The organism is Agrobacterium sp. D14 (genome assembly GCF_001526505.1).
Taxonomy (GTDB): Bacteria; Pseudomonadota; Alphaproteobacteria; order Rhizobiales; family Rhizobiaceae; genus Agrobacterium; species Agrobacterium leguminum.
On record NZ_ASXX01000032.1, the window covers coordinates 259,612 to 282,447 of the forward strand.

20 protein-coding genes are annotated in these 22,836 nt (G+C 59.5%); 14 read left to right on the forward strand and 6 right to left on the reverse strand.

Translation table 11 applies throughout. The annotated features are described in order from the left end of the window. Positions 1-65 precede the first annotated feature (65 nt). Both hrcA and grpE read left to right on the forward strand, forming a co-directional pair. Positions 66-1,157, forward strand: coding sequence for a heat-inducible transcriptional repressor HrcA (hrcA, locus tag L901_RS18130; protein ID WP_020811203.1), 1,092 nt, complete (start codon positions 66-68; stop codon positions 1,155-1,157). A 112-nt stretch (positions 1,158-1,269) separates the two neighbouring features. Continuing rightward, positions 1,270-1,905 carry a nucleotide exchange factor GrpE gene (gene grpE, locus L901_RS18135; RefSeq protein WP_059759318.1) on the forward strand — a complete coding sequence of 212 codons (636 nt, stop codon included), beginning with the start codon at positions 1,270-1,272 and terminating at the stop codon, positions 1,903-1,905. An 81-nt stretch (positions 1,906-1,986) separates the two neighbouring features. Here grpE and ptsN read toward each other — a convergent pair whose 3' ends face one another. The 6 genes from ptsN to lptC form a co-directional block, all read right to left on the reverse strand. Further along, on the reverse strand, positions 1,987-2,448 hold the full coding sequence (ptsN, locus tag L901_RS18140) for a PTS IIA-like nitrogen regulatory protein PtsN (RefSeq protein ID WP_003503792.1): 462 nt from the start codon (positions 2,446-2,448) through the stop codon (positions 1,987-1,989). A gap of 81 nt (positions 2,449-2,529) precedes the next feature. Further along, positions 2,530-3,102, reverse strand: a complete 573-nt coding sequence (gene hpf / locus L901_RS18145) for a ribosome hibernation-promoting factor, HPF/YfiA family (protein ID WP_059759321.1) — start codon at positions 3,100-3,102, stop codon at positions 2,530-2,532. 234 nt (positions 3,103-3,336) lie between these two features. Next, positions 3,337-4,887 carry an RNA polymerase factor sigma-54 gene (gene rpoN / locus L901_RS18150; protein ID WP_059759324.1) on the reverse strand — a complete coding sequence of 517 codons (1,551 nt, stop codon included), beginning with the start codon at positions 4,885-4,887 and terminating at the stop codon, positions 3,337-3,339. Positions 4,888-5,152: 265 nt separating this feature from the next. Continuing rightward, complete coding sequence (gene lptB, locus L901_RS18155) at positions 5,153-5,962, reverse strand: LPS export ABC transporter ATP-binding protein (RefSeq protein WP_003520083.1); 810 nt, start codon at positions 5,960-5,962, stop codon at positions 5,153-5,155. Between the two features lie 9 nt (positions 5,963-5,971). Beyond that, complete coding sequence (locus tag L901_RS18160) at positions 5,972-6,535, reverse strand: LptA/OstA family protein (protein ID WP_003503784.1); 564 nt, start codon at positions 6,533-6,535, stop codon at positions 5,972-5,974. A gap of 13 nt (positions 6,536-6,548) precedes the next feature. Then, positions 6,549-7,214 carry an LPS export ABC transporter periplasmic protein LptC gene (gene lptC / locus L901_RS18165; protein WP_059759327.1) on the reverse strand — a complete coding sequence of 222 codons (666 nt, stop codon included), beginning with the start codon at positions 7,212-7,214 and terminating at the stop codon, positions 6,549-6,551. Positions 7,215-7,448: 234 nt separating this feature from the next. Here lptC and sppA point away from each other — a divergent pair, with 234 nt between their 5' ends. The 12 genes from sppA (at position 7,449) to L901_RS18225 (ending at position 22,754) form a co-directional block, all read left to right on the forward strand. Next, positions 7,449-8,402 carry a signal peptide peptidase SppA gene (gene sppA / locus L901_RS18170; RefSeq protein WP_059759505.1) on the forward strand — a complete coding sequence of 318 codons (954 nt, stop codon included), beginning with the start codon at positions 7,449-7,451 and terminating at the stop codon, positions 8,400-8,402. Positions 8,403-8,404: 2 nt separating this feature from the next. After that, positions 8,405-8,731: an integration host factor subunit beta gene (locus L901_RS18175; RefSeq protein WP_219256707.1), complete on the forward strand. Its 327-nt coding sequence runs from the start codon at positions 8,405-8,407 to the stop codon at positions 8,729-8,731. A 64-nt stretch (positions 8,732-8,795) separates the two neighbouring features. Next, positions 8,796-9,137 (forward strand): LapA family protein, encoded by a 342-nt coding sequence (locus L901_RS18180; protein ID WP_059759329.1) that lies wholly within the window; start codon positions 8,796-8,798, stop codon positions 9,135-9,137. A gap of 92 nt (positions 9,138-9,229) precedes the next feature. Next, the gene (locus L901_RS18185) at positions 9,230-10,363 is read left to right on the forward strand and encodes a class I SAM-dependent methyltransferase (RefSeq protein ID WP_059759332.1); all 1,134 of its coding nucleotides are present in this window, start codon (positions 9,230-9,232) and stop codon (positions 10,361-10,363) included. Then, positions 10,360-11,220, forward strand: coding sequence for an RNA methyltransferase (locus L901_RS18190; RefSeq protein WP_059759335.1), 861 nt, complete (start codon positions 10,360-10,362; stop codon positions 11,218-11,220). The genes L901_RS18185 and L901_RS18190 overlap by 4 nt, the downstream gene beginning before the upstream one ends. Next, entirely contained in the window at positions 11,220-11,708 is a 489-nt protein-coding gene (gene lspA / locus L901_RS18195; RefSeq protein ID WP_003520075.1) for a signal peptidase II, read from the forward strand. The genes L901_RS18190 and lspA overlap by 1 nt, the downstream gene beginning before the upstream one ends. A 55-nt stretch (positions 11,709-11,763) precedes the next feature. Beyond that, positions 11,764-14,010: a hybrid sensor histidine kinase/response regulator gene (locus L901_RS18200; protein ID WP_059759337.1), complete on the forward strand. Its 2,247-nt coding sequence runs from the start codon at positions 11,764-11,766 to the stop codon at positions 14,008-14,010. A 94-nt stretch (positions 14,011-14,104) separates the two neighbouring features. Then, positions 14,105-14,986 carry a GNAT family N-acetyltransferase gene (locus L901_RS18205; RefSeq protein ID WP_003520073.1) on the forward strand — a complete coding sequence of 294 codons (882 nt, stop codon included), beginning with the start codon at positions 14,105-14,107 and terminating at the stop codon, positions 14,984-14,986. Between the two features lie 127 nt (positions 14,987-15,113). Next, positions 15,114-17,828, forward strand: a complete 2,715-nt coding sequence (mutS, locus tag L901_RS18210) for a DNA mismatch repair protein MutS (protein ID WP_059759340.1) — start codon at positions 15,114-15,116, stop codon at positions 17,826-17,828. A 96-nt stretch (positions 17,829-17,924) separates the two neighbouring features. Beyond that, positions 17,925-20,753, forward strand: a complete 2,829-nt coding sequence (locus L901_RS18215; protein ID WP_059759343.1) for a [protein-PII] uridylyltransferase — start codon at positions 17,925-17,927, stop codon at positions 20,751-20,753. Between the two features lie 7 nt (positions 20,754-20,760). Further along, a complete protein-coding gene (murJ, locus tag L901_RS18220; protein ID WP_059759345.1) occupies positions 20,761-22,350 on the forward strand; it encodes a murein biosynthesis integral membrane protein MurJ in 1,590 nt (529 codons plus the stop codon). Further along, positions 22,350-22,754 carry a VOC family protein gene (locus L901_RS18225; RefSeq protein ID WP_059759348.1) on the forward strand — a complete coding sequence of 135 codons (405 nt, stop codon included), beginning with the start codon at positions 22,350-22,352 and terminating at the stop codon, positions 22,752-22,754. Before murJ ends, L901_RS18225 begins: the two co-directional genes overlap by 1 nt. The last annotated feature ends 82 nt before the right edge of the window (positions 22,755-22,836 follow it).

Genomic DNA, 22,836 nt, shown 5'->3' on the forward strand with positions numbered 1-22,836 from the left:
TTTGCCGCGGCGTTGCAACGCATTATATTGATGTGAGCTGGTTTGAACGACAAAGAACGGACGAAATGGGTTTTTCCGCACCGCTATCAAAAGATCAGGCATCGCTGCTGGATGAACGGTCTCGGGAAATTTTCCGGCGCATCGTCGAAGGCTATCTCGATACGGGCGAGCCGCTCGGATCGCGCAGCCTGTCGCGGCTGTTGCCGATGTCGCTTTCACCCGCCTCCGTTCGTAATGTCATGAGCGATCTCGAAGAGCTTGGCCTCATCTATTCGCCGCATATCAGCGCCGGTCGCCTGCCGACCCAGACGGGGCTGCGTTTCTTTGTTGACGCTTTTATGCAGGTGGGTGATCTGCCCGCCGAGGAAAGGGCGACTATCGACCGTCAGATCGGGCCGGTCGCCGGCCACGAACAGTCGCTGGAAGGCCTGTTGACGGAGGCGAGCCGCATGCTGTCCGGCATGTCGCGCGGCGCGGGCCTCGTATTGACGGCGAAGAACGACGTCATCCTCAAGCATGTCGAATTCATAAGGCTGGAGCCCACCAAGGCGCTCGCCGTGCTGGTGGGCGACCACAATCAGGTCGAAAACCGCATCATCGAATTGCCGGCCGGTATCTCCTCGTCGCAATTGACCGAAGCGGCGAATTTCATCAATGCCCATCTCTCCGGTCAGACGCTGCATGAGTTGCGCGGTCAGTTTCAGACGCAGCGGGCGGAGCTGCAATCGGAACTCGGCATATTGGCGCAGGACCTCGTGGAGCGTGGTCTGGCGGTATGGGCGGGAGATAACGAGGAAGGCAAGCTTGGCCGTCTCATCGTTCGCGGTCGCTCCAACCTGCTCGAAGGTCTCGCCGGTGAGGAAGATATCGATCGGGTGCGCCTGCTGTTCGACGACCTGGAGCGCAAGGAAAATCTCATCGAAATCCTCAATCTCGCCGAAAGCGGCTCGGGGGTCAGGATTTTCATCGGCTCGGAAAACAAGCTGTTTTCGCTGTCCGGTTCGTCGCTGATCGTCGCGCCCTATCGTGACGAGGATAATCGTGTCGTGGGTGCGGTCGGTGTCATTGGCCCGACCCGTCTGAATTACGCCCGTATCGTGCCGATGGTGGACTATACGGCGCAGATCATGGCCCGCCTTTCCCGCAAGCAGAGATAGGACAGACCGGCAAGGTCAGGGAATGCGGCAAGCTTTTCGCCGCAAGCCTTGATTTTTGCCCGTCAAAGCTCGATATCGGGCGCAACCAACATATTCAAATCTGGAGAACGTCATGACCGACGATACAAAAAAGCCCGGACCTGACGCGGACGTCGCCGAAGAGTTTGTCGAACCCGTGCTCGCCGGGGAAGAGCCGATTGACGCTGCCGAACCTGATCCGGTCGAGCTGCTCAAGGCTGAAAATGCCGACCTGCGTGACAAGTTCCTGCGCCTTGCGGCCGAAATGGACAATCTTCGCCGTCGCACGGAACGCGATGTCAAGGATGCGAAAGCCTATTCGCTCGCTGGTTTCGCGCGCGATATGCTCGCCGTTTCCGATAATCTTCGCCGCGCGCTTGAAGCCATTCCCGATGAACTCAAGACCAATGGCGAAGCCGGTCTCAATGGTTTGATCGAAGGCGTCGAGATGACGGAACGTTCGATGCTGTCGACGCTGGAACGCCACGGCGTGAAGAAGATCGATGCCGAAGGCCAGAAGTTCGACCCGAATTTCCATCAGGCCATGTTCGAAATTCCGAATCCGGCGGTTCCGAACAATACCGTGCTTCAGGTGGTTCAGGCCGGTTTCACCATCGGCGACCGCGTCCTGCGCCCGGCAATGGTCGGCGTCGCCAAGGGCGGCCCGAAGGCGGAAGTTGCCGCATCGGCTGAGCCGGGCACCTCGTCTCTTAATGAAAAAGACGCGTAAGGCATCTATCCTTACGTCATAAAAAACGCGCCTTCAGGGCGCGTTTTTTATTGCCGTTAAACTGAGGGAGTTAGCCCGCGATCAGGCCGCCGTCGCCTGCTCCTGATTGAGGAAAGCGTAGATTGCGGTGTCGGAATCGGTGGCGCGCAGCTTGGCGACCAGTTCAGGGTCGCGCAGGGCGCGTGCAATTCTGGACAACGCCTTCAGGTGATCCGCGCCGGCGCCCTCGGGCGCGAGCAGCAGGAAAACCAGATCGACCGGCTGGTCGTCCAGCGCTTCGAAATCGACCGGTGTTTCAAGACGCGCGAAGACGCCGGTGATCTGATGGATGCTGTTGAGCTTGCCATGCGGAATGGCGATGCCGTGGCCCACACCGGTGGAGCCGAGTTTCTCACGCTGGAGGATGACGTCGAAAACTTCCCGTTCCGAGACTCCGGTAATTCTGGCTGCCTTTGCGGCCAGCTCCTGAAGCAACTGCTTTTTGGAATTCACCTTGAGGGCGGGAATAATCGCATCTTGTTGCAGCAAATCTGCCAACGCCATTCTCTTTTTCCTTATGCCATCGAGACGATGCAGGAGGCAGATGCACTTTCGCGCTCTGCCTCCCACGTCTTGTCAGACTGTTCAGCTCTTGATCGTTTCCGCGTCGATCCAGCCAATATTGCCGTCATGACGCCGGTAAACGATGTTGAGATATTCCTTGCCCGGGCTGCGGAACAGCAGAACCGGTTCGTCCGTCATGTCGAGCGCCATCACGGCGCTGGCGACGGACATTGTCTTAATCTGTTTCGAACTCTCCGCTACGATGGTGGGTGCGTAATCTTCAGGAACCTCGTGGTCCTCATCGGGAATAGCATCCATCACCGTATAGGCGATTTCCTGCGACACGCCATTCGCACCATTGTGGTGGTCCTTAAGCTTGCGCTTGTAGCGGCGCAGGCGCTTCTCGATCCGCTCTGCGGCGGCATCGAAGCTGGCCTGCGGATCATTTGCCTGACCCGCCGCATGCAATACAATGCCGGTATCGAGATGCAGCTTGCAGTCCGCGGCAAAACGCGATCCGGACTTCTCCACGGTCACCTGGCCTGAATACCCCCCATCGAAGTATTTGGTAACCGCCAGACCTATATTGTCCTCGATCCGCTGACGGAAAGATTCACCGATCTCCATATGTTTACCAGATACACGCACACTCATGGAAATTTTCCTTTTTGTAGTGATTTGCGAGTACCAGCTTACGTCAAGCCGCGCGCGCATCCAAGCGTTTCGAAGACCTTAAAAAGCCCTCATTCGAATTTTACGCCCATGGACGGTGGAGATGAATCCGTTACAAATGACCTTGCTTATGTGTGCGGCGGGCTTCTAGCCCTTGCCGTGGCAAGAGTCAATGGTGCGGCAAAAAACCGCCATAAACGTGATCGCGGTCGCCGCTTAGAAGGCGGACAGCTTGGCCAGCGCCTTCTTTTCCCGACGTCGCTGCACGGACGAGGGGATGTTCATCGCCTCGCGATATTTGGCGACGGTGCGGCGGGCGATATCGATGCCGCTCTTTTTCAGATTGTCGACGATATCATCGTCTGAAAGAACCGCCTCGGCGGCCTCCTGCGCGATCATGGCCTTGATGCGGTGGCGCACCGCTTCTGCCGAATGGCTGTCTCCGCCTTCCACGGCGCTGATCGACACGCTGAAGAAATATTTCAGCTCGAACAGACCGCGCGGCGTCAGCATGTATTTTTTCGATGTCACCCGGCTGACGGTGGATTCGTGCATCTTGATGGCGTCGGCCACCGTCTTGAGGTTGAGCGGGCGCAGGTGGTCCACGCCATTGACGAGAAAGGCGTCCTGCTGGCGCACGATTTCCGTCGCGACCTTCATGATCGTCCGGGCGCGCTGATCGAGGCTACGGGTCAGCCAATGCGCCGTCTGCATGCATTCGGCCAGGAAATCCTGATCCTCGCCTGCGCGTGCCTTGTGTTTCGACACCTCGGCGAAATAACTCTGGTTGATAAGCACGCGCGGCAGCGTCTCGGGATTGATTTCCACCAGCCAGCCGCCGGTGGAGGAGGGACGAACGATAATGTCGGGAACGATGGTCTCCGAAACCATCGAATCGTAACCCGCGCCGGGGCGGGGATTGAGCGTGCGGATTTCCGCCAGCATGTCGAGGAGGTCTTCCTCATCGACGCCGCAGATTTTTTTAAGGGAGGCGAAGTCGCGTTTCGCCAGAAGTTCCAGATTGTCGACGAAAGCCCGCATGGCCGGGTCGAGCCGATCCTTCTGGGCAAGCTGGATTGCGAGACATTCGCTTAAGGAGCGGGAAAATACACCCGGTGGGTCGAAGCCCTGAAGCGTCTTCAGAACGTGCTCGACCGCCGACGGGGCCGCTCCCAGCCGTTCGGCGACGTCGTCGACGGCATCCGCCGCAATATAGCCGGTCTCGTCAAGCTGGCCGATCAGCGCATCGGCGATCATCCGGTCCTCGGCGGCGGATATGGCGAGCGGCAGTTGCTGATTGAGATGGTCGCTGAGGCTCTGTCTGGCCGCGACGAAATCGTCGAGATCGTAACTTTCCCCCGACTCCTGGCCGGGCATGGATTTCCATTGGCCGACCAGTTCGGGCGCATCGGCCTTTCTGGGCTCGGCATCGTCGGGAAAGACGTTTTCGAAGCTGGTGTCCAGTTGCTCGCCGAGATTTGCGGCGCGGTCGCCATACCAGTCGTCGCTGTCGGGCGTCACCGTGGCAGATCTCTCCGAGCCTTCGCCGTCCGCGTCACCGAAACTCTCGGTCTCTGCCGGGGCATCGCTGCTCAAATCGCCATCGTTTGCCGCAATTTCCAGCAGTGGATTGCGCTCCACCTCCTGCGCGATGAACTGCGTCAGCTCGAAATGCGTCATCTGAAGCAGCTGGATGGACTGCATCAGTTGCGGTGTCATCACGAGAGACTGGTTTTGACGCAGCAAAAGGCTGGCAGACAATGCCATGGCGGACGCGAAACTCCCCTTACAGCTTCTCCGTCGCCTGATTTTCCAGAAATTTTACTGAGACGACGGAACTTGGCCCAAAAATTGCTTTTTTATCTTGTTTGGTCAAGCGTTAGGGCGGGGCGCGATGAAGAATCTTTCGCGTGCCGATCATGATGATTTTAGGTCGAAACGACCTAAAATCTTAAATCATGATCTAGATCATATAATTAGAGCGGGATTTCAAGCGAAAACCGCACACACTTTTCGCTATCCCGCTCTAGGTTCAAAGGCTGAAATTATTGCCGAGATAGAGACGGCGTACATCCGGATTGTTGACGATATCGTCCGGACGTCCATGCGTCAGCACCTCGCCGGCATGGATGATGTATGCGCGGTCAATGAGACCGAGCGTTTCACGGACATTGTGGTCGGTCACGAGAACGCCGATGCCGCGCGCTGTCAGGTGTCTCACCAGATTCTGGATATCGCTGACCGAAATCGGATCGACGCCCGCGAAAGGTTCGTCGAGCAGCATGAAGGTCGGATCGGTCGCGAGTGCGCGCGCGATTTCCAGACGCCGCCGCTCGCCACCCGAAAGCGCCACGGCAGGCGACTTTCGCAGTTGCGCGATATGAAACTCTTCCAGCAGCTCATCGAGCTTGCGGTTGCGCTTGGCAGCGTCCGGCTCATGCACTTCCAGCACGGCGCGGATGTTTTCCTCAACCGTCAATCCCCGGAAGATCGATGCTTCTTGCGGCAGATAACCGACGCCGAGACGGGCGCGTCTATACATCGGCATGGTGGTGACATCATTGCCGTTGATGGCGATCTTGCCGGTATCCACGGGCACCAGGCCCGTGATCATGTAAAAACAGGTGGTTTTGCCCGCACCGTTCGGGCCGAGCAGTCCCACGGCCTCGCCTCGGCGCACGACCAGCGAAACCCCGTTGACGACACGGCGCGTATTATAGGTCTTCGTCAGGCCATGCGCGATCAGCGTGCCCTGATAGGGGGTCTTGTCCGCCGGCGAGGCCGCGTCCGCGGATCGGCTGCGCCCGCCGCCGAATATCTTTGAGATCGAGGGTATCTTCACGAGGAAAGACTACTGTTTTTTCTGCGATTTCGGATCGAGCATGATCCGGACAGGGCCGCCGCAGCTTTCCAGCTTGGCCTGTCCCGTATTCATCAGAACGGTGAGCTTGCAGCCGGTGAAGACATTCGTGCCCTCCGAAAGCACGACCTGCTTGCCGGTCAGAATGAAGGTCTGCGCCGCCATGTCGAATTCGCCGTGATCGGCCGTCGCCTTCTGGGTCTCGGACGTCAGATAGACATTATTGTCGACGAAGATTTTTTCGATATTGGCATCGCCGCTGGTGAGCGAAGAACCCTCGCCCTTGTAGTTCACCGTCATCTTGCCGGCCTGAAGGGTGGTCGTTCCCTGCACCACTTTCACATTGCCGGTGAAATAGGCCTTGCGCTCCTGATCGCGAATCTCGAGCTGGTCGCTTTCAATCGCGATCGGCTGGTCGCCGGAGAGCTTGACGCCCTGCATGTTGCTGGTGGTGTTCTGGGCGAAAGCCACAGTTGCAAGACACGAAAAAACAAGACCTGCGGCTGCAAGGCCGGCGGATTTGCCAAGGGAAACGGGACGGGAAATTTGCATCATCTGGACCGGGCTCTCACTTGCCTTCATTCTTGATATTGGATGCAGCGATACGTGCCCGTACCTGCCCCGAAAATGTAATTGTCTTGCCATTATCGGCGATGTCAATCGATTGCGCAACAATCGAGCCGTCGTTTGTTTTGATCGAAACCGGCTCCTGGCTGCTCATTTTCCCGGCCTTCAGATCGACATCCGCAGACTGGAACTTCGCTTGTATGCCATTGCTGAGATTGATGTCAAAAGGGGCGGTCATCTTCAGCTTGTTGGTCGCCCGGTCGAAAATGCCTTCCTGGGCGATCACCTGCGCGACACTGTCGTTTACCGGCACTGCCGCCAGAACCTTCTCAAGCGTCATGAGATTGGGGTTGGCGATGTCCTGCAACGCACGGTCGGCGTTCATGGAATAATCGATCCCCTTCTCGTTGCGGCCGGCAACAGCGGGTTTTTCCATCACGATCTTGCCGTCTTCAATTCGTGCGCTCTCAAGAGAGACCTCGTCGGGCGCCCAGGTTCGGATAACCGAAACAGCGATGAAGGCGAGCGAAATGATTGCCGCGCCGAGCGGCAGAATGATTTTCAGCCGCTTTACGCGCGCAGAATGCCGCAGCGCGGTGTCATAGGCGCCGTTCTGGTCATTGGGCAGCGAAAATGCTGGCGCGGGTTCGCGGAGTCTTTCGAGCATAAGAGTGGGTCCGGAATGCTTCTAGGGCGCCATTCTGGCGCACAATCGAAGCTTGTGTCTCTATCTAAATGTCTTTGGCATGAGTGCTTTGTCCTGCCAATATGGTTTTTGTCTGGAGAGGTGCAAGGGAAATGCGAATTTTATCGTAATTCTGGTTTCCTTATTGTTTCCTTGCGGCTTCGCGTTAGAAGAACCATATGGCCTGAAGCGCAAAAGCGGATGACAGAGGTTTTTATGGACAATATGGCGATAGCGGATCGCAGGCGGTTGCGCCGCAAGCTGACTTTCTGGCGGATTGCCGCCGTTCTCCTGCTTGTCGCCGGCGCTTTCGGTCTTTACCGGTTTTTATGGGATGGACCGCAGCAAAGTGCGAAGCCCCATATTGCCCGCGTCGAGGTCTCCGGCCTGATCACCGACAATACCGAACTTCTCGAGCGGCTCGACAAGATCGCCAAGAGCGAGAATGTCAAAGGGCTGATCGTGTCGATTTCCTCGCCAGGCGGCACCACCTATGGCGGTGAGCGCATCTTCAAGGCCATTCGAGGCGTTGCGGAAAAGAAGCCGGTTGTCTCGGATGTGCGCACGCTCGCCGCTTCCGCAGGTTATATGATCGCATCGGCAGGCGATGTCATCGTCGCTGGCGAGACCTCGATAACCGGCTCGATCGGCGTGATCTTCCAGTACCCCCAGCTTGGCCAGTTGATGGAAAAGCTCGGTGTTTCGCTGCAGGAAATCAAGTCGTCGCCGATGAAGGCGGAGCCTTCGCCGTTCCACGAGGCGCCGGAGGAGGCGAAGACGATGATCCGCGCCATGGTGATGGACAGCTATGGCTGGTTCGTCGACCTTGTGGCTGATCGCCGCAAGCTGCCGCGCGAAGACGTGCTGAAACTGGCGGATGGATCGATTTTCACCGGCAGGCAGGCGCTCGCCAACAAGCTGGTCGATACGCTGGGCGGCGAAAAGGAAATTCGCAGCTATTTCGAAACACGCGGTGTTGCCAAGGATTTGCCGATCGTCGAATGGCGCGCGCCGTCATCCCGCTCGCCTTTTGCGCTTTTCAGTGTTGCGCAAATAGCGAAGTTTCTGGGATATGGCGATTTAATTCCCTTCGCAGGCCCCGGCCAGCTCGGTACGGACAAGTTGTTTCTTGACGGTCTTGTTTCCGTTTGGCAGGTTGAGCCGCGTTAAAAATCCAATTCTTTCAGGGGGCAACCGTGATCAAGTCTGAACTGGTGCAGATCGTTGCTGCGCGTAACCCGCACCTTTATCACCGTGACGTGGAAAACATCGTCAATGCGGTGCTGGATGAAATCACCGACGCCCTTGCGGCAGGAAATCGTGTCGAGCTTCGTGGTTTCGGCGCATTTTCGGTGAAAAACCGTCCGTCGCGTTCCGGTCGGAACCCGCGCACGGGTGAGTCGGTTTTCGTTGAGGAAAAATGGGTGCCTTTCTTCAAGACGGGCAAGGAACTGCGTGAGCGCCTGAACCCCGGTATGGGTGACGAAGAGGACGATTGATCGTCCTTACTGCCCGCGCCGGAAACGGAGCTAGCGGAGCCCCGCAGCGATGGAGTATTCTCGGATGTCGAAAAAAATCATCAACCTCATCATCCTGCTTCCGCTGGCGATTATTCTCGTCATCCTGTGCGTGGCCAATCGTCAATCCGTGACGCTGGCGCTCAATCCGTTCCGACCGGAAGATGGCGTTCTCTCTTTCACCGCGCCGTTTTTCGTATTCCTGTTTCTGGCGGTCATTTTCGGTGTGCTGCTGGGATCGGCGGCCACATGGTTCGCCCAGGGCAAACATCGCAAACGCGCCCGCATCGAGGCGAAGGAAGCCGTTCGCTGGCATGACGAGGCCAACCGGCAGAAAGCCGCTGCGACCGGCCATGCTACCAATGTCGGTCAACTCCCGGCAAAGTGATGTAGCCGACATTCGTTCCGGCTCTAGGCGAGCGGCGCGTGGAATGCTATTTGCTGCGCCATAAGACGCGGGCAGAAGCGGAAAGATTTCCATTGAAGAAAAAAGACAGCCGGCCGGGCAATCGTGCACGTGCCGGGAGCGAGAAAAAACAGGTTCATGCCGCAAAGCCGGCACGGCGGGCGGAAGTGGCACCGAAAAAGCGCGAGCCGGACGCAGTCCGCAGCGTGCCAAAACCCGCGCCGAGGGAAAAGGTTACTCCGGCGACAGCCGTTGAGCAGGTGCCTGCGCGACCGCTCAAGCCCCGCACCGGCGACCGTCCCGCTGAACAGGTTCCGGTTATTCTGGAATCGAGCGGTGCTGGCGATTTTCACCTGATCGACAGCGGTAACGGCCTGAAGCTCGAACAATACGGCGAATATCGCGTCGTCCGTCCCGAGGCGCAGGCGCTGTGGCAACCGTCGGTTCCCGACCGTGTATGGCAGAATGCCGACGCCATTTTCACCGGCGATACAGATGAGGACGGCATGGGCCGCTGGCGTTTTCCAAAGGCGGCGCTTGGCGAAACTTGGCCACTATCCCTGCTCGGGGTCGACTTTCTTGGCCGTTTCACCGCTTTCCGTCACGTTGGTGTCTTTCCGGAACAGATCGTCCATTGGGAATGGCTGAAAAACGCCGTCGAGACCGCCGACCGGCCGCTGAAAGTGCTGAACCTCTTCGGTTACACCGGCGTCGCGTCGCTGGTCGCGGCGGCCGCAGGCGCTGAAGTCACCCATGTCGATGCATCCAAGAAGGCAATTGGCTGGGCCAAGGAAAATCAGGCGCTCGCCGGGCTTGAACAGGCGCCGATCCGCTGGATCTGCGAAGACGCGATGAAGTTCATCCAGCGTGAGGAGCGTCGCGGCAATAGCTACGACATCATCCTCACCGACCCGCCGAAATTCGGCCGCGGCACCCATGGCGAGGTCTGGCAATTATTCGACCATCTGCCGCTGATGCTGGATATCTGCCGGGAAATCCTGTCGCCCAAGGCGCTCGGCCTTGTGCTGACGGCCTATTCCATCAGGGCCAGCTTCTATTCGATGCATGAGCTGATGCGTGAAACCATGCGCGGCGCCGGTGGCGTTGTCGCGTCCGGCGAACTCGTCATTCGCGAGGCCGGTCTTGATGGCAAGACGCCGGGTCGTGTGCTTTCCACATCGCTATTCAGCCGCTGGGAGCCGAAATGATGAAAGATATGCGCGAAAACACCACGCGCCGGGTTGGCCAGGTCAAGGAAGTGACCAGCCTTGCCAATCCCATCATCAAGGATATCAAGGCGCTCACCCAGAAAAAGGGCAGGGAAGAGACCGGCACCTTCATGGCGGAAGGCCTGAAGCTGGTCATCGACGCGCTCGAACTGGGCTGGACGATCAAGACGCTGGTTTATGCCAAGGCCGCCAAGGGCAAGCCGCTGGTGGAGCAGGCGGCGGTGAAGACGGTCGCATCGGGCGGACTGGTGCTCGAAGTCAGCGAAAAAGTTATCGCCTCGATCACCCGCCGCGACAATCCGCAGATGGTCGTCGGCATTTTCGAACAGAAATGGAAGCCGCTGAAGGATATCCGCCCGGAAAAGGGTGAGACCTATATCGCGCTCGACCGGGTTCGCGATCCCGGCAATCTCGGCACCATCATCCGCACAGCGGATGCGGCGGGTGCTTCGGGCGTCATTCTCGTCGGGGATTGCACCGATCCGTTTTCGCTGGAAACGGTGCGCGCCACCATGGGGTCGGTTTTCGCCACGCCCGTCGCCCGCGCTTCGGTCGAGGAATTCCTGTCCTGGAAAAAATCGGCACAGGTCAGCGTCGTCGCCACCCATCTGGCCGGCTCAGTGGATTATCGAAAGATCGACTATGCCGGAAAGCCGGTCGTGCTCCTGATGGGCAATGAACAATCCGGCCTGCCGCCGAAACTCGCCGGCAAGGCCGACCAGCTCGCGCGCATTCCCCAGCAGGGCCGCGCCGACAGCCTCAATCTCGCCATCGCAACTGCCGTCATGCTGTTTGAAGCACGGCGACATCTCCTCGAACTCGCACCGGTGACGTAATGGCCAAAGCGGCTTTGTTCTCGAAATTCGGCCCGGCATTCGCTCTGATCGTCGCCGCACTGGTGCTGGACCAGATCGTCAAGCAGCTGGTCGAAGCCTATCTGCCGCTGCAGGAGATGGTTCCCGTTGCCCCGTTCCTGGCGCTTTACCGCACCTACAATCTCGGTGTGGCCTTTTCGATGCTGGAGGACATGCACGGCTGGTTTATCGTCAGCATGCGGCTCGTCATCGTGGTCTTCGTCTTATGGCTGTGGCGCAAGACGGCGGCGGACCGCACCTTTGCCCATCTCGGCTTTGCCTTCATCATTGCGGGTGCAGCCGGCAATCTGCTCGACCGTTTTTTTTATGGACATGTCATCGACTATATCCTGTTTCATACGCAGACATGGTCTTTCGCGGTCTTCAATCTGGCTGACAGTTTCATAACCATCGGCGCAGCCTGCGTCATTCTCGACGAGTTTTTGCACGCCCGGACGGCTAAAAAGTAAAATTTTAGGGTTTCAGCCAAACATATCAAAACCGCTGCCGTGGTAGCGGTTGCCTATGAGCGAACTGGTAAGACTTCGGCAAAAAGTTTCAGATGAGCTGGGCCTGGCCGCGACGGCGGCGCAGCCGGGGGATCGTGTCGAGGCAACAACGCGCCATGCGGATGAAGAACATGCGACCGGTACCAGGTCGATTGCGCTCTATGTCGCCGCCTCGTTATCGGTCGGGGCTTTTTCCGCAGCCCTGATCGCGCTTGCGGTGCCCTATGCGGTTACCGTTGCGCTGGCGACCTTCTTTGGCGCCGTGCTCGTCGGTGTCCTGCTCTATGCGCTCTTTGATGAATCTTTCCATCAGCCCACCGTGCGGGCTGCGGATTCCGATCTTCGGCTGCGGCAAACGCAAAACCGCTCACTTATTGCCGAGATGCAGGAATTCATGGGCGATATCGTCGTGATCCGTGACATGAACCGGCGCATTGTCGAAGCGAACCGGGTCTTTCGCGAAATGACCGGCTGTGCGGCGCCCGAGGGGCTGAGCTGCGAGGAAATCGGCATCGCTTTCCGTCCGGGCGACAAGGTCCATGCTTATGATGTGGAGATCGCGACCCCGTTCGGTCAGCGCATCTTTTCCTGGCATGATGTCGTGACCCGCGATCTGGCAAGCAGCCGTCTTCTCATCAGCAGCATCGCCAGAGACGTGACCGAAGAGCGGCTTGCGCTCGGCGAGCGCGAAGACGCCCGGCTGCGCGCCGAAAAGGCCGATGCCGAAAAGGCGCGGCTGCTTGCCACCGTAAGCCATGAAATCCGCCTGCCGCTTTCCGGTATGCTGGGCATGAACCATCTTCTGTCGCAGACGAGGCTCAACGAGGAGCAGCGAAATTATCTCGATGGCATGCGGCAATCCGGCCAGTCGCTGGTGCAGCTTGTCGAGGATCTGCTGGATTATTCGACCATGGAGGCCGGCCGCTTCAGGCTCAATCCGCGCGCGGAAAACCTGCGCCGGCTGATTGAGAGCATCGTCGAGATGCTGGCCCATCGCGCCCATGAAAAAGGCATAGAAATAACCTCCTTCGTTGCGCCGAATGTGCCCGATCATCTCGATTTCGACCCGGCGAGGCTACGTCAGGTCCTCTTCAATCTCCTCGGCAATGCCGTCAAATTCACGCAGGAAGGCGGCGTCGTCATCCGGGCGCGCATGGCCGAAGACGAATTGCACATTGCCGTCGAGGATACCGGCCCGGGCATGAGCCGGGCGGAACAGGCCCGCATTTTCGGGGAATTCGAGCAGGCGGGCCCGTTGTCGCAGCGAAGCGCCGGCACCGGCCTTGGACTTGCGATTTCTGCCCGTATCGTGCGGGAATTCGGCGGCCGCCTCACGGTTTCCAGCCGCAAGGGCAAGGGCAGCACTTTCAAACTGGCGTTTCGCCCCGCGGGCGCGCCTGCCGAAATGGCGGATCCGGCAAGGCGTCATTGCCTGCGGCATACAAATGTCCTGCTCATCGCCCCGAAGGGCGTGGCGGCGGCGGTGACGATGGAGGCGATCGAGGCTTTCGGTGGTCAATGCACTCTCATCCATCAGCCTGAGGATCTGGAAAAACTGAGGAAGGGTTCTGCCGCACGGGCGGCTGACCTTACCGATATCATCGTCGACCGGCGCATTTCGCCGCTGTTCAGGGAAGCCCTGAAGGATTGGCCGCAACAGAATGTCCGCCGCACGCTGCTGGTCAGCCCCGAAGAGCGGCCGTCGACCATGCATGTGGCCTTCGACGCCTGGTTGATCCGGCCGCTGCGGGAAAAATCCCTGATCGACGTCCTGTGCGGCCGTCTGCGCGGCATTGAGAGGCGCGACGCCATCAACGACAACCACCCGGATGTGGGATTTTCCTCACGGGTGGCGGAAGGGGCGAGCGGTATCGAGATACTCGTGGCCGAAGACGATGCCGTCAATCAGCGCATCATCCGCGCCGTCCTGGAAAAAAGCGGCTATATCGTCCGCGCTGTCGAGGATTTTGAGGCGTTGCGGCAATCTGTGGAGCCGGGCGCATCCCGCTTGCCTGACCTCATCGTCTCCGATCTCAACATGCCGGGCGGCGAGGGGCTCGATGTGCTTCCCGACCTTCTCCATATGCTGAAGGGCGAAAGAAATATTCCCGTCATCGTGCTCAGCGCGGATGCGAGTGACGCGACCGCCGAAATCCTGCTTGGGGCCGGTGTCGGTGCGGTTTTAAGCAAGCCTGCCGACCCGCGACGGCTGGTTGAGGAAATTCGCCGTCTGCTGGAGGCGAAACGCCTGTCGCTATCATAACTTGACAGACTCGCGCTGGCGGCATTTTGTCACTATTCTGTCGTCAATTAGTGATTTATGACAGGAAAATTCTTTGGTGGCGGAGCGATTCCCCATGGTTGCCGAAATCCTCAATCACGACATTTGTGAAAACAATGTTGTCATTAATCCTCGTCCCGAGGCAGCTCAGGACAATGAGGGTCTTTTCGGCCGTATCGGCACGCTGGAAACACGGCTCGCCAGAAATGAACGCGAGATCGATGCCGCGCAATCCGTGCGTTACCGGGTTTTCGTCGAGGAAATGAAGGCGCGGCTTCCCGCGGAAGCCATGCGCCGCAAGCGCGACATCGATGCCTGGGACAGCGTTTGCGACCATCTGCTCGTGCTCGACAAGGCGATCGAAGGCGACAGCGAAGACCAGATCGTCGGCACCTATCGCCTGCTGCGGCAGGAAATCGCGCTTGCCAATAACGGTTTTTATTCCGCCAGCGAATTCGACATCGCCGGTCTCGTTGCGCGCCATCCCGGCAAGCGCTTCATGGAGCTTGGCCGTTCCTGCGTGCTGCCCGAATATCGCACCAAGCGCACCGTCGAGCTTCTGTGGCAGGGCAACTGGGCCTATGCCGTGAAACACCGCATGGACGCGATGATCGGCTGTGCCTCCTTCCCCGGCGTGCAGCCGGAAGCCCACGCGCTTGCCCTGTCTTTCCTGCATCATAATTGCGTGGCCAAGGGCGAGTGGGAAGCTTCCGCCCTTCCCGAGCTTTACCATGAGATGGACCTCGTCCCGGCAGAGGCGCTGAACGCCCGCAAGGCGCTGAACGCCATGCCGCCGCTGATCAAGGGCTATATGCGCCTTGGCGCCATGTTCGGCTCCGGCGCGGTCGTGGACCATGCCTTCAACACCACCGACGTCCTCGTGGTCCTGCCGGTTTCGTCCATCGCCGGTCGTTACATCAGCTATTACGGCGGCGAGGCCGAGCGCATCAACGGCTGACCGGGTTTTGGCGCAGCCGGGCGGGATGTTCCTGTGGGCAGCGTCCCCGCGTGTGTTGTCTTAAGGTGGAGATTGCCGCTAGTGTCGGCCCTTCTTTTCCGCAACACGATATGACATCGGCAGGCCATTGACGGACGTTCTGACAACCGCTTCCCTGATCTCGGAAGAGAGCCGCGCGACGGCCACTCCGATGATGGAGCAATATATCGAGATCAAGGCGAACAATCCGGGTTCGCTGCTGTTCTACCGCATGGGCGATTTTTACGAATTGTTCTTCGACGATGCGGTTGAGGCTTCCCGCGCTCTCGGCATCACACTGACGAAACGCGGCCAGCATATGGGTCATGATATCCCCATGTGCGGCGTCCCCGTCCATGCGGCGGATGATTATCTCCAGAAACTCATCCTGCGCGGTTATCGCGTCGCCGTCTGCGAGCAGGTGGAAGATCCGGCGGAAGCCAAGAAGCGCGGTTCTAAATCCGTGGTCAAGCGTGATGTGGTGCGGCTTGTCACGCCCGGTACGCTGACCGAAGAAAAACTGCTGTCGCCGACGGAATCCAACTATCTGATGGCGCTTGCCCGCATTCGCGGCAGTGCCGAGGCGCAATTTGCGCTCGCCTGGATCGATATTTCCACCGGCGTCTTCCGTCTGGCGGAAACCACGCTGACGCGGCTGCTCGCCGATATCTGGCGCATCGATCCGCGTGAGCTGATCGTCGCCGATAGCCTGTTTCATGACGAGGAACTGCGGCCGGTCTTCGATGTGCTTGGCCGCGTGGCGGTGCCGCAACCGGCTATCCTTTTCGACAGCGCCACGGCGGAAGGGCGCATCGCCCGTTATTTTAGCGTCTCGACGCTGGACGGTTTCGGCGCGTTTTCGCGGGTGGAAATGGCGGCCGCCGCCGCTGCCGTCGCCTATGTCGAAAAGACCCAGATCGCCGAGCGCCCGCCGCTCGGCGCGCCGGAGCGCGAAAGCGCCGCCTCCACGCTTTTCATCGATCCCGCCACCCGCGCCAATCTGGAGCTGGTGAAGACGCTGTCCGGCGAGAGAGATGGATCGCTGCTGCATGCCCTGAACCGCACGGTAACAGGCGGTGGCGCGCGGCTTCTGGCCGAGCGGCTGATGTCGCCCTTGACCGACCCGGAAAGGATCAACACACGCCTCGATGCCGTCGCCTATCTGATCGATGACGTTTCGCTCTGCGACGGCCTGCGTGATGCGCTGAAACAGGTTGCGGATATGCCGCGTGCGCTCTCCCGCCTCGCGCTGGAGCGCGGCGGCCCGCGCGATCTTGGTGCGATCAGGCACGGGCTGGCGTCTGCCGAAAAGATTGCCGCGATTCTGGATCAGGGATTGTTGCCGGACGAGCTGGCGGCGGCGCTCGCGGATTTGAAAGCCCTGCCGAGCGGTCTCGAAGCCATGCTCGGCTCGATGCTTGCCGACGATCTGCCGCTTCTGAAACGTGATGGCGGTTTCCTGCGTGAAGGCGCCAATCCCGAACTCGACGAGGTGCGGGCGCTTCGCGACCAGTCGCGCCGGGTGATTGCCGGGTTGCAGCTCAAATATGCCGATGAGACCGGCATCAAGTCGCTCAAGATCAAGCACAACAATGTGCTGGGTTATTTCATTGAGGTGACGGCAGGCAATGCCGATGTGATGACGGCGACGGACGAGGCCAAGGCGCGTTTCATCCACCGCCAGACCATGGCAGGCGCCATGCGCTTCACCACCACCGAGCTTGCCGATCTCGAAAGCCGCATCGCCAATGCCGCTGCGCAGGCTTTGACCATGGAACTGGAAGACTTCGAGCGCATGGTCAAGGCCGTTGTGCAACAGGCGGAAGCGGTCAAGGCCGGCGCGTTGGCGCTGGCGGTGATCGATGTCGCCTCGAGCCTTGCCTATCTCGCCACCGAACAGGTCTATTGCCGACCGATCGTTGATGCTTCCATGACCTTTGCGATCAAGGGTGGGCGGCATCCGGTGGTGGAGCAGGCGCTGCGGCGGCAGTCGGCCGGACCCTTCATCGCCAATAATTGCGATCTGTCGGCCGTCAATGGCGGCAAGAACGGCGCGATCTGGTTGCTGACCGGCCCGAATATGGGCGGTAAATCAACCTTCCTGCGCCAGAATGCGCTGATCGCCATCCTCGCGCAGATCGGTTCCTTCGTTCCGGCGGAAGCCGCCCATATCGGCGTCGTTGACCGGCTGTTTTCCCGCGTTGGCGCTTCCGACGATCTGGCGCGCGGCCGCTCGACCTTCATGGTTGAAATGGTGGAAACCGCTGCCATCCTCAATCAGGCGACGGATCGTTCGCTGGTCATTCTGGACGAGATCGGCCGTGGCACGGCGACCTTTGACGGGCTTTCCATCGCCTGGGCGGCGGTGGAGCATCTGCACGAGGTCAATCGCTGCCGTGGTCTCTTCGCCACCCATTTCCACGAATTGACCGTGCTGTCGGAGAAACTCGGCCGCCTTTCCAATGCCACGATGCGGGTGAAGGAGTGGGAAGGTGACGTCATCTTCCTGCACGAGGTCGGACCGGGTGCTGCGGATCGTTCCTATGGCATTCAGGTGGCCCGGCTTGCGGGCTTGCCCGCATCGGTGGTGGAGCGCGCCCGCGAGGTACTGACGAAGCTTGAAGATGCCGACCGCAAGAACCCGGCGAGCCAGCTCATCGACGATCTGCCGCTGTTCCAGATCGCGGTTCGCCGCGAGGAAACCCGCAAGGTCGGACCATCGAAGCTGGAGGAAGCTCTGAAAGGCTTCAACCCCGACGAAATGACGCCGCGTGAGGCATTGGACGCGCTCTATGCGTTGAAGAAAGAACTTGGCAAGGCTTGAAGGGATAGATTGCCTGTCCATCGCCTTTAAAACTCGCTATAGGACACTCCCATCGCAAGTGGTGGGATTTCCCACAGGACATGGATACCGGCATAGATGGCCATCAAGGACCTGGATTTTTCCGACATTCTCGATGTATCGGCGCTGAAGCGCGAATGCGACATCATCTTCAAGGAAGACGGCAAACGCATTGCCGATATTCGCTCCGATCTGCTGCCGATCTTTCGAAAGGCCAGCACGGAAGGCCGGGAAAAGGCCAGGGAACTCCTGAAAGCTGATGGCAGCGGCATCGATTGCGCCAGACGCATTTCCTGGCTTCAGGATCGGCTGATCGAAATCCTCTATGATCTCGCCTGCCAATATGTCTATCCGAAAGATACACCGCAGATAGCGGTCGCTGCGGTCGGCGGTTACGGTCGCGGCACGCTGGCGCCTGGATCGGACATCGATCTCCTGTTCCTGCTGCCGGCCAAGAACACGCCTGATATGCACAAGGCCGTGGAGTTCGTGCTCTATCTCCTCTGGGACCTCGGTTTCAAGGTCGGCCACGCCACCCGCACGGTGGATGAATGTATCCGCCTCTCCAAATCCGATATGACGATCCGCACGGCCATTCTGGAAGTGCGGGCGATTTGCGGCAAAAAATCCCTGACCGACGATCTTGAGAAACGCTTCGAGTCGGAAGTCGTCACCGGTACCGGTCCGGAGTTCATTGCCGCAAAGCTCGCCGAGCGCGACCAGCGCCACCGCAAGGCGGGCGATACGCGTTATCTGGTCGAGCCGAACGTCAAGGAAGGCAAGGGCGGGTTGCGCGACCTGCATACGCTGTTCTGGATCGCCAAATATTATTATCACGTCCGCGATACGGCCGATCTGGTGAAGCTCGGTGTCCTGTCGCGGCGCGAACTCAGGCTGTTCGAAAAGGCCGATGATTTTCTCTGGGCCGTTCGTTGCCAGATGCATTTCATCACCAACAAGGCCGAAGAGCGCCTTTCCTTCGACATTCAGCGCGAAATCGCCGATGCGCTGGGGTATCAGCCGCGCCCCGGCCTTTCCGCCGTTGAGCGTTTCATGAAGCATTATTTCCTCGTGGCGAAAGATGTCGGCGACCTGACCCGCATCGTCTGCGCTGCCCTTGAAGATCGGCAGGCGAAGGACGTGCCGGGCCTTTCCGGCGTTCTCAGCCGCTTCGCCCACCGTGTACGCAAGATTCCCGGCTCGGTGGAATTCGTCGAGGATCGCGGCCGCATCGCGCTCGCCAAGCCGGATGTCTTCAAGAACGACCCGGTCAATCTGATCCGGCTGTTCCACATTGCCGATATCAACAATCTCGAACTGCATCCCGATGCGCTGCGTGTCGTCACGCGTTCGTTGTCGCTCATCAATGACGAGCTGCGGGAAAACGAAGAGGCAAACCGGCTTTTCCTGTCGATCCTGACGTCGCGGCGCGATCCGGCACTGACCCTGCGCCGCATGAACGAAGCAGGCGTGCTCGGCAAGTTCATCCCCGAATTCGGCAAGATCGTCGCGATGATGCAGTTCAACATGTATCATCACTATACGGTGGATGAGCATTTGATCCGCTCGGTCGGCGTGCTTTCGGAAGTGGACAAGGGAACGGCTGTCGATGCCCACCCGCTCGCCAACCAGCTGATGCCGAGCGTCGAGGAACGCGAGGCTCTTTATGTCGCCGTGCTGTTGCACGATGTGGCAAAGGGCCGGCAGGAGGATCACTCGATTGCCGGCGCGCGCGTGGCCCGCAAGCTCTGCCAGCGTTTTCGCCTCACCGGCAAGCAGACCGAAACGGTGGTCTGGCTGATCGAGCAGCATCTTCTGATGTCCATGGTCGCCCAGACGCGCGATCTGCACGACCGCAAGACCATCACCGATTTCGCCGACAAGGTGCAGTCCATGGAGCGGCTGAAGATGCTGCTCATCCTGACGGTCTGCGATATCCGCGCCGTTGGTCCGGGCGTCTGGAACGGCTGGAAGGGGCAGCTGCTGCGTTCGCTTTATTACGAGACCGAACTGCTGCTCTCGGGCGGCTTCTCGGAGGTCTCCCGCAAGGAGCGCGCGCAGATCGCCAGGCAGGCGCTTTACGACGCCCTCGAAGACTGGGGCCAGAAGGCGCGGCGCAAATATACCAAACTGCACTACGAGCCTTATCTGCTGACCGTGGCTCTTGAAGACCAGGTGCGCCATACCCGCTTCATCCGTGAAGCCGACAAGCAGGAAAAAGCGCTGTCGACCATGGTGCGTACCCATTCCTTCCATGCCATCACCGAAATCACCGTGCTGGCGCCGGACCATCCGCGTCTGCTGTCCATCATCACCGGCGCCTGTGCGGCGGCCGGCGCCAATATCGCCGATGCGCAGATCTTCACGACGTCCGACGGGCGGGCGCTCGATACGATCCTCATCAACCGCGAATTTCCGATCGATGAGGACGAGACGCGGCGCGGCAACAATGTCGGCAAGCTCATCGAGGAGGTTCTGTCCGGCAAGCAGCGCCTGCCGGAGATGATCGCCACGCGCACCAAAAGCCGCAAGAAGAAGAGCGCCTTCACCATTCCGCCCTCCGTCATCATTTCCAACGGGCTGTCGAACAAGTTCACCGTCATCGAAGTGGAATGCCTCGACCGGCCGGGGCTTCTGGCGGATATGACGGCTGTGATCGCCGACCTGTCGCTCGATATTCATTCCGCCCGCATCACCACCTTCGGTGAAAAGGTCATCGACACCTTCTATGTGACTGATCTCTTCGGCCAGAAGGTGACGAACGACAACCGGCAGGCCAGCATCGCCACGCGCCTGAAGGCCGTGATGAGCGAGCAGGAAGACGAATTGCGAGACCGTATGCCGAACGGCATCATCGCCCACCCAGACGTGGCGGCCCTGCCGGCCGCGCGCACGGCAAAGGCTTGAAGCGCCCATGAGTCTGATCGGCAAGTTCGCCACCGTCGGCACCGCCACGCTCGGCAGCCGCATCTTCGGCTTCCTGCGAGAAACCCTGATGGCAGCCGCCGTCGGCACCGGCCCGGTGGCGGATGCCTTCAATGCTGCTTTCCGTTTTCCCAATACCTTCCGGCGGCTGTTTGCCGAAGGTGCTTTCAACTCGGCCTTCGTGCCGCTTTTCGCCAAGGAAATCGAGGCGAACGGCATGGAGGGCGCGAGACGCTTTTCCGAGGAAGTCTTCGGCGTCCTGTTCACCGTGCTTCTGGCCCTGACGATCCTGATGGAATTGTCGATGCCGTTCATCGTGCGCACGGTGATCGCGCCGGGCTTTCTGGAAGACCCGGTGAAATTCGACAACACCGTCCATCTCGCCACCATCATGTTCCCCTATCTCGCCTGCATGTCTCTGGCGGCAATGATGGGCGGCATGCTGAACTCGCTGCATCGTTATTTCGCAGCCGCAATTGCTCCCGTTTTCCTCAACATCATCCTCATCGGCGTGCTCGCGCTTGCCTGGTGGAAAAATTACGATCCGCTTCAGGTAGGTTATGCGCTCTCCTGGGGTGTGATGGCGGCGGGTCTGGTGCAGCTTGCCATCGTCTGGATTGCCGTGCGCAATGCCGGCATGCGCATCGGCTTCCGCAGGCCGCGGCTGACGAAGAATGTGCAGCGCCTTCTGGTTTTAGCCCTGCCGGCAGCGATTACCGGCGGCATCACCCAGATCAATCTGCTGATCAATACCAATATCGCCTCTGCCGGCGAAGGCGTGATCTCGTCGCTTGCCTATGCGGACCGGATTTACCAGCTGCCGCTCGGCGTGGTCGGCATCGCGGTGGCCACCGTGCTTTTGCCGGAGCTGGCGCGGGCTTTGCGCGGCGGGCATATGGTCGAGGCCGGAAGCCTGCAGAACCGCTCGGTGGAATTCGTGCTGTTCCTGACATTGCCGGCTGCCGCAGCACTTCTCGTCATGGCGGAACCTATCGTTCGTTTTCTTTATGAACGCGGCAATTTCTCGCCCTCGGCCACCATCACCGTGGCGCAGATTCTCGGCATCTATGGTCTTGGCCTGCCGGCTTTCGTGCTGATCAAGGCCTTCATTCCGGGCTTCTTCGCCCGCGAGGATACGCGCACACCGATGATCTTCGCAGCGATTTCCGTGGTAGTGAACGTCTCGCTGGCGCTGACGCTCTTCCCGCGCCTTGGCGGTCCGGGCATCGCCATTGCCGAAATCACCGCCGGCTGGGTCAATGCCGCCCTGTTGTTCGGCATGCTTTTGTGGCGCGGTCACTGGCATGTGGATATTCCGCTGCTCACCCGCATTCCGCGTTTGCTGCTGGCTGCGGCGTTGATGGCCGGTTTCGTGCACTACGCGCTGACCTATTTGACTTTCGAACTGTCTTCCGCCTCGTCCATTTTCGTGCGTGCGGGCACCATCATGGCTCTCGTCTTCGCGGCCATGCTGGTTTATTTCGTGCTCGCTTTCGTTTCCGGCGGTGCCGATATCGGCATGGTCAAACGAGCCATCCGCAAGCGCGGCAAGAAGAATATCGAGACGGAGGCGGGCTGATGTCCTTTGCCGAAAACCGCCGCATCGCCCTCGTCACGCTTGTTGTGGACGATTACGATCGGGCGAAGGCGTTTTATTGCGACGCTCTCGGGTTCGAATGCCTGTCCGATCAGCCGCTTGGCGACGGCAAGCGGTGGCTGGTGGTGAAACCTGAAGGAACCGATGGCGGCGCCCTGCTGCTTGCCGAGGCGGACGGTGAACCGCAGAGGCTTGCCATCGGCAACCAGACGGGCGGCCGTGTCGGATTTTTCCTGTACACCGATAATTTCCAACGCGATTATGAGACCATGCTCGCCCGCGGCGTGCGCTTTCTGGAAGAACCGCGCCACGAGGTTTACGGCTCCGTTGCGGTCTTTGTAGACCCTTATGGCAATCGCTGGGATCTTCTGGAACCGCGCGGCTGACATGCCCTGAAACCGCTTGATTGCTGGGGGCTGCGGGTGCATAAGCGCGCGTGCAATTCCAACCATGGGGCGGGGCCCTCCA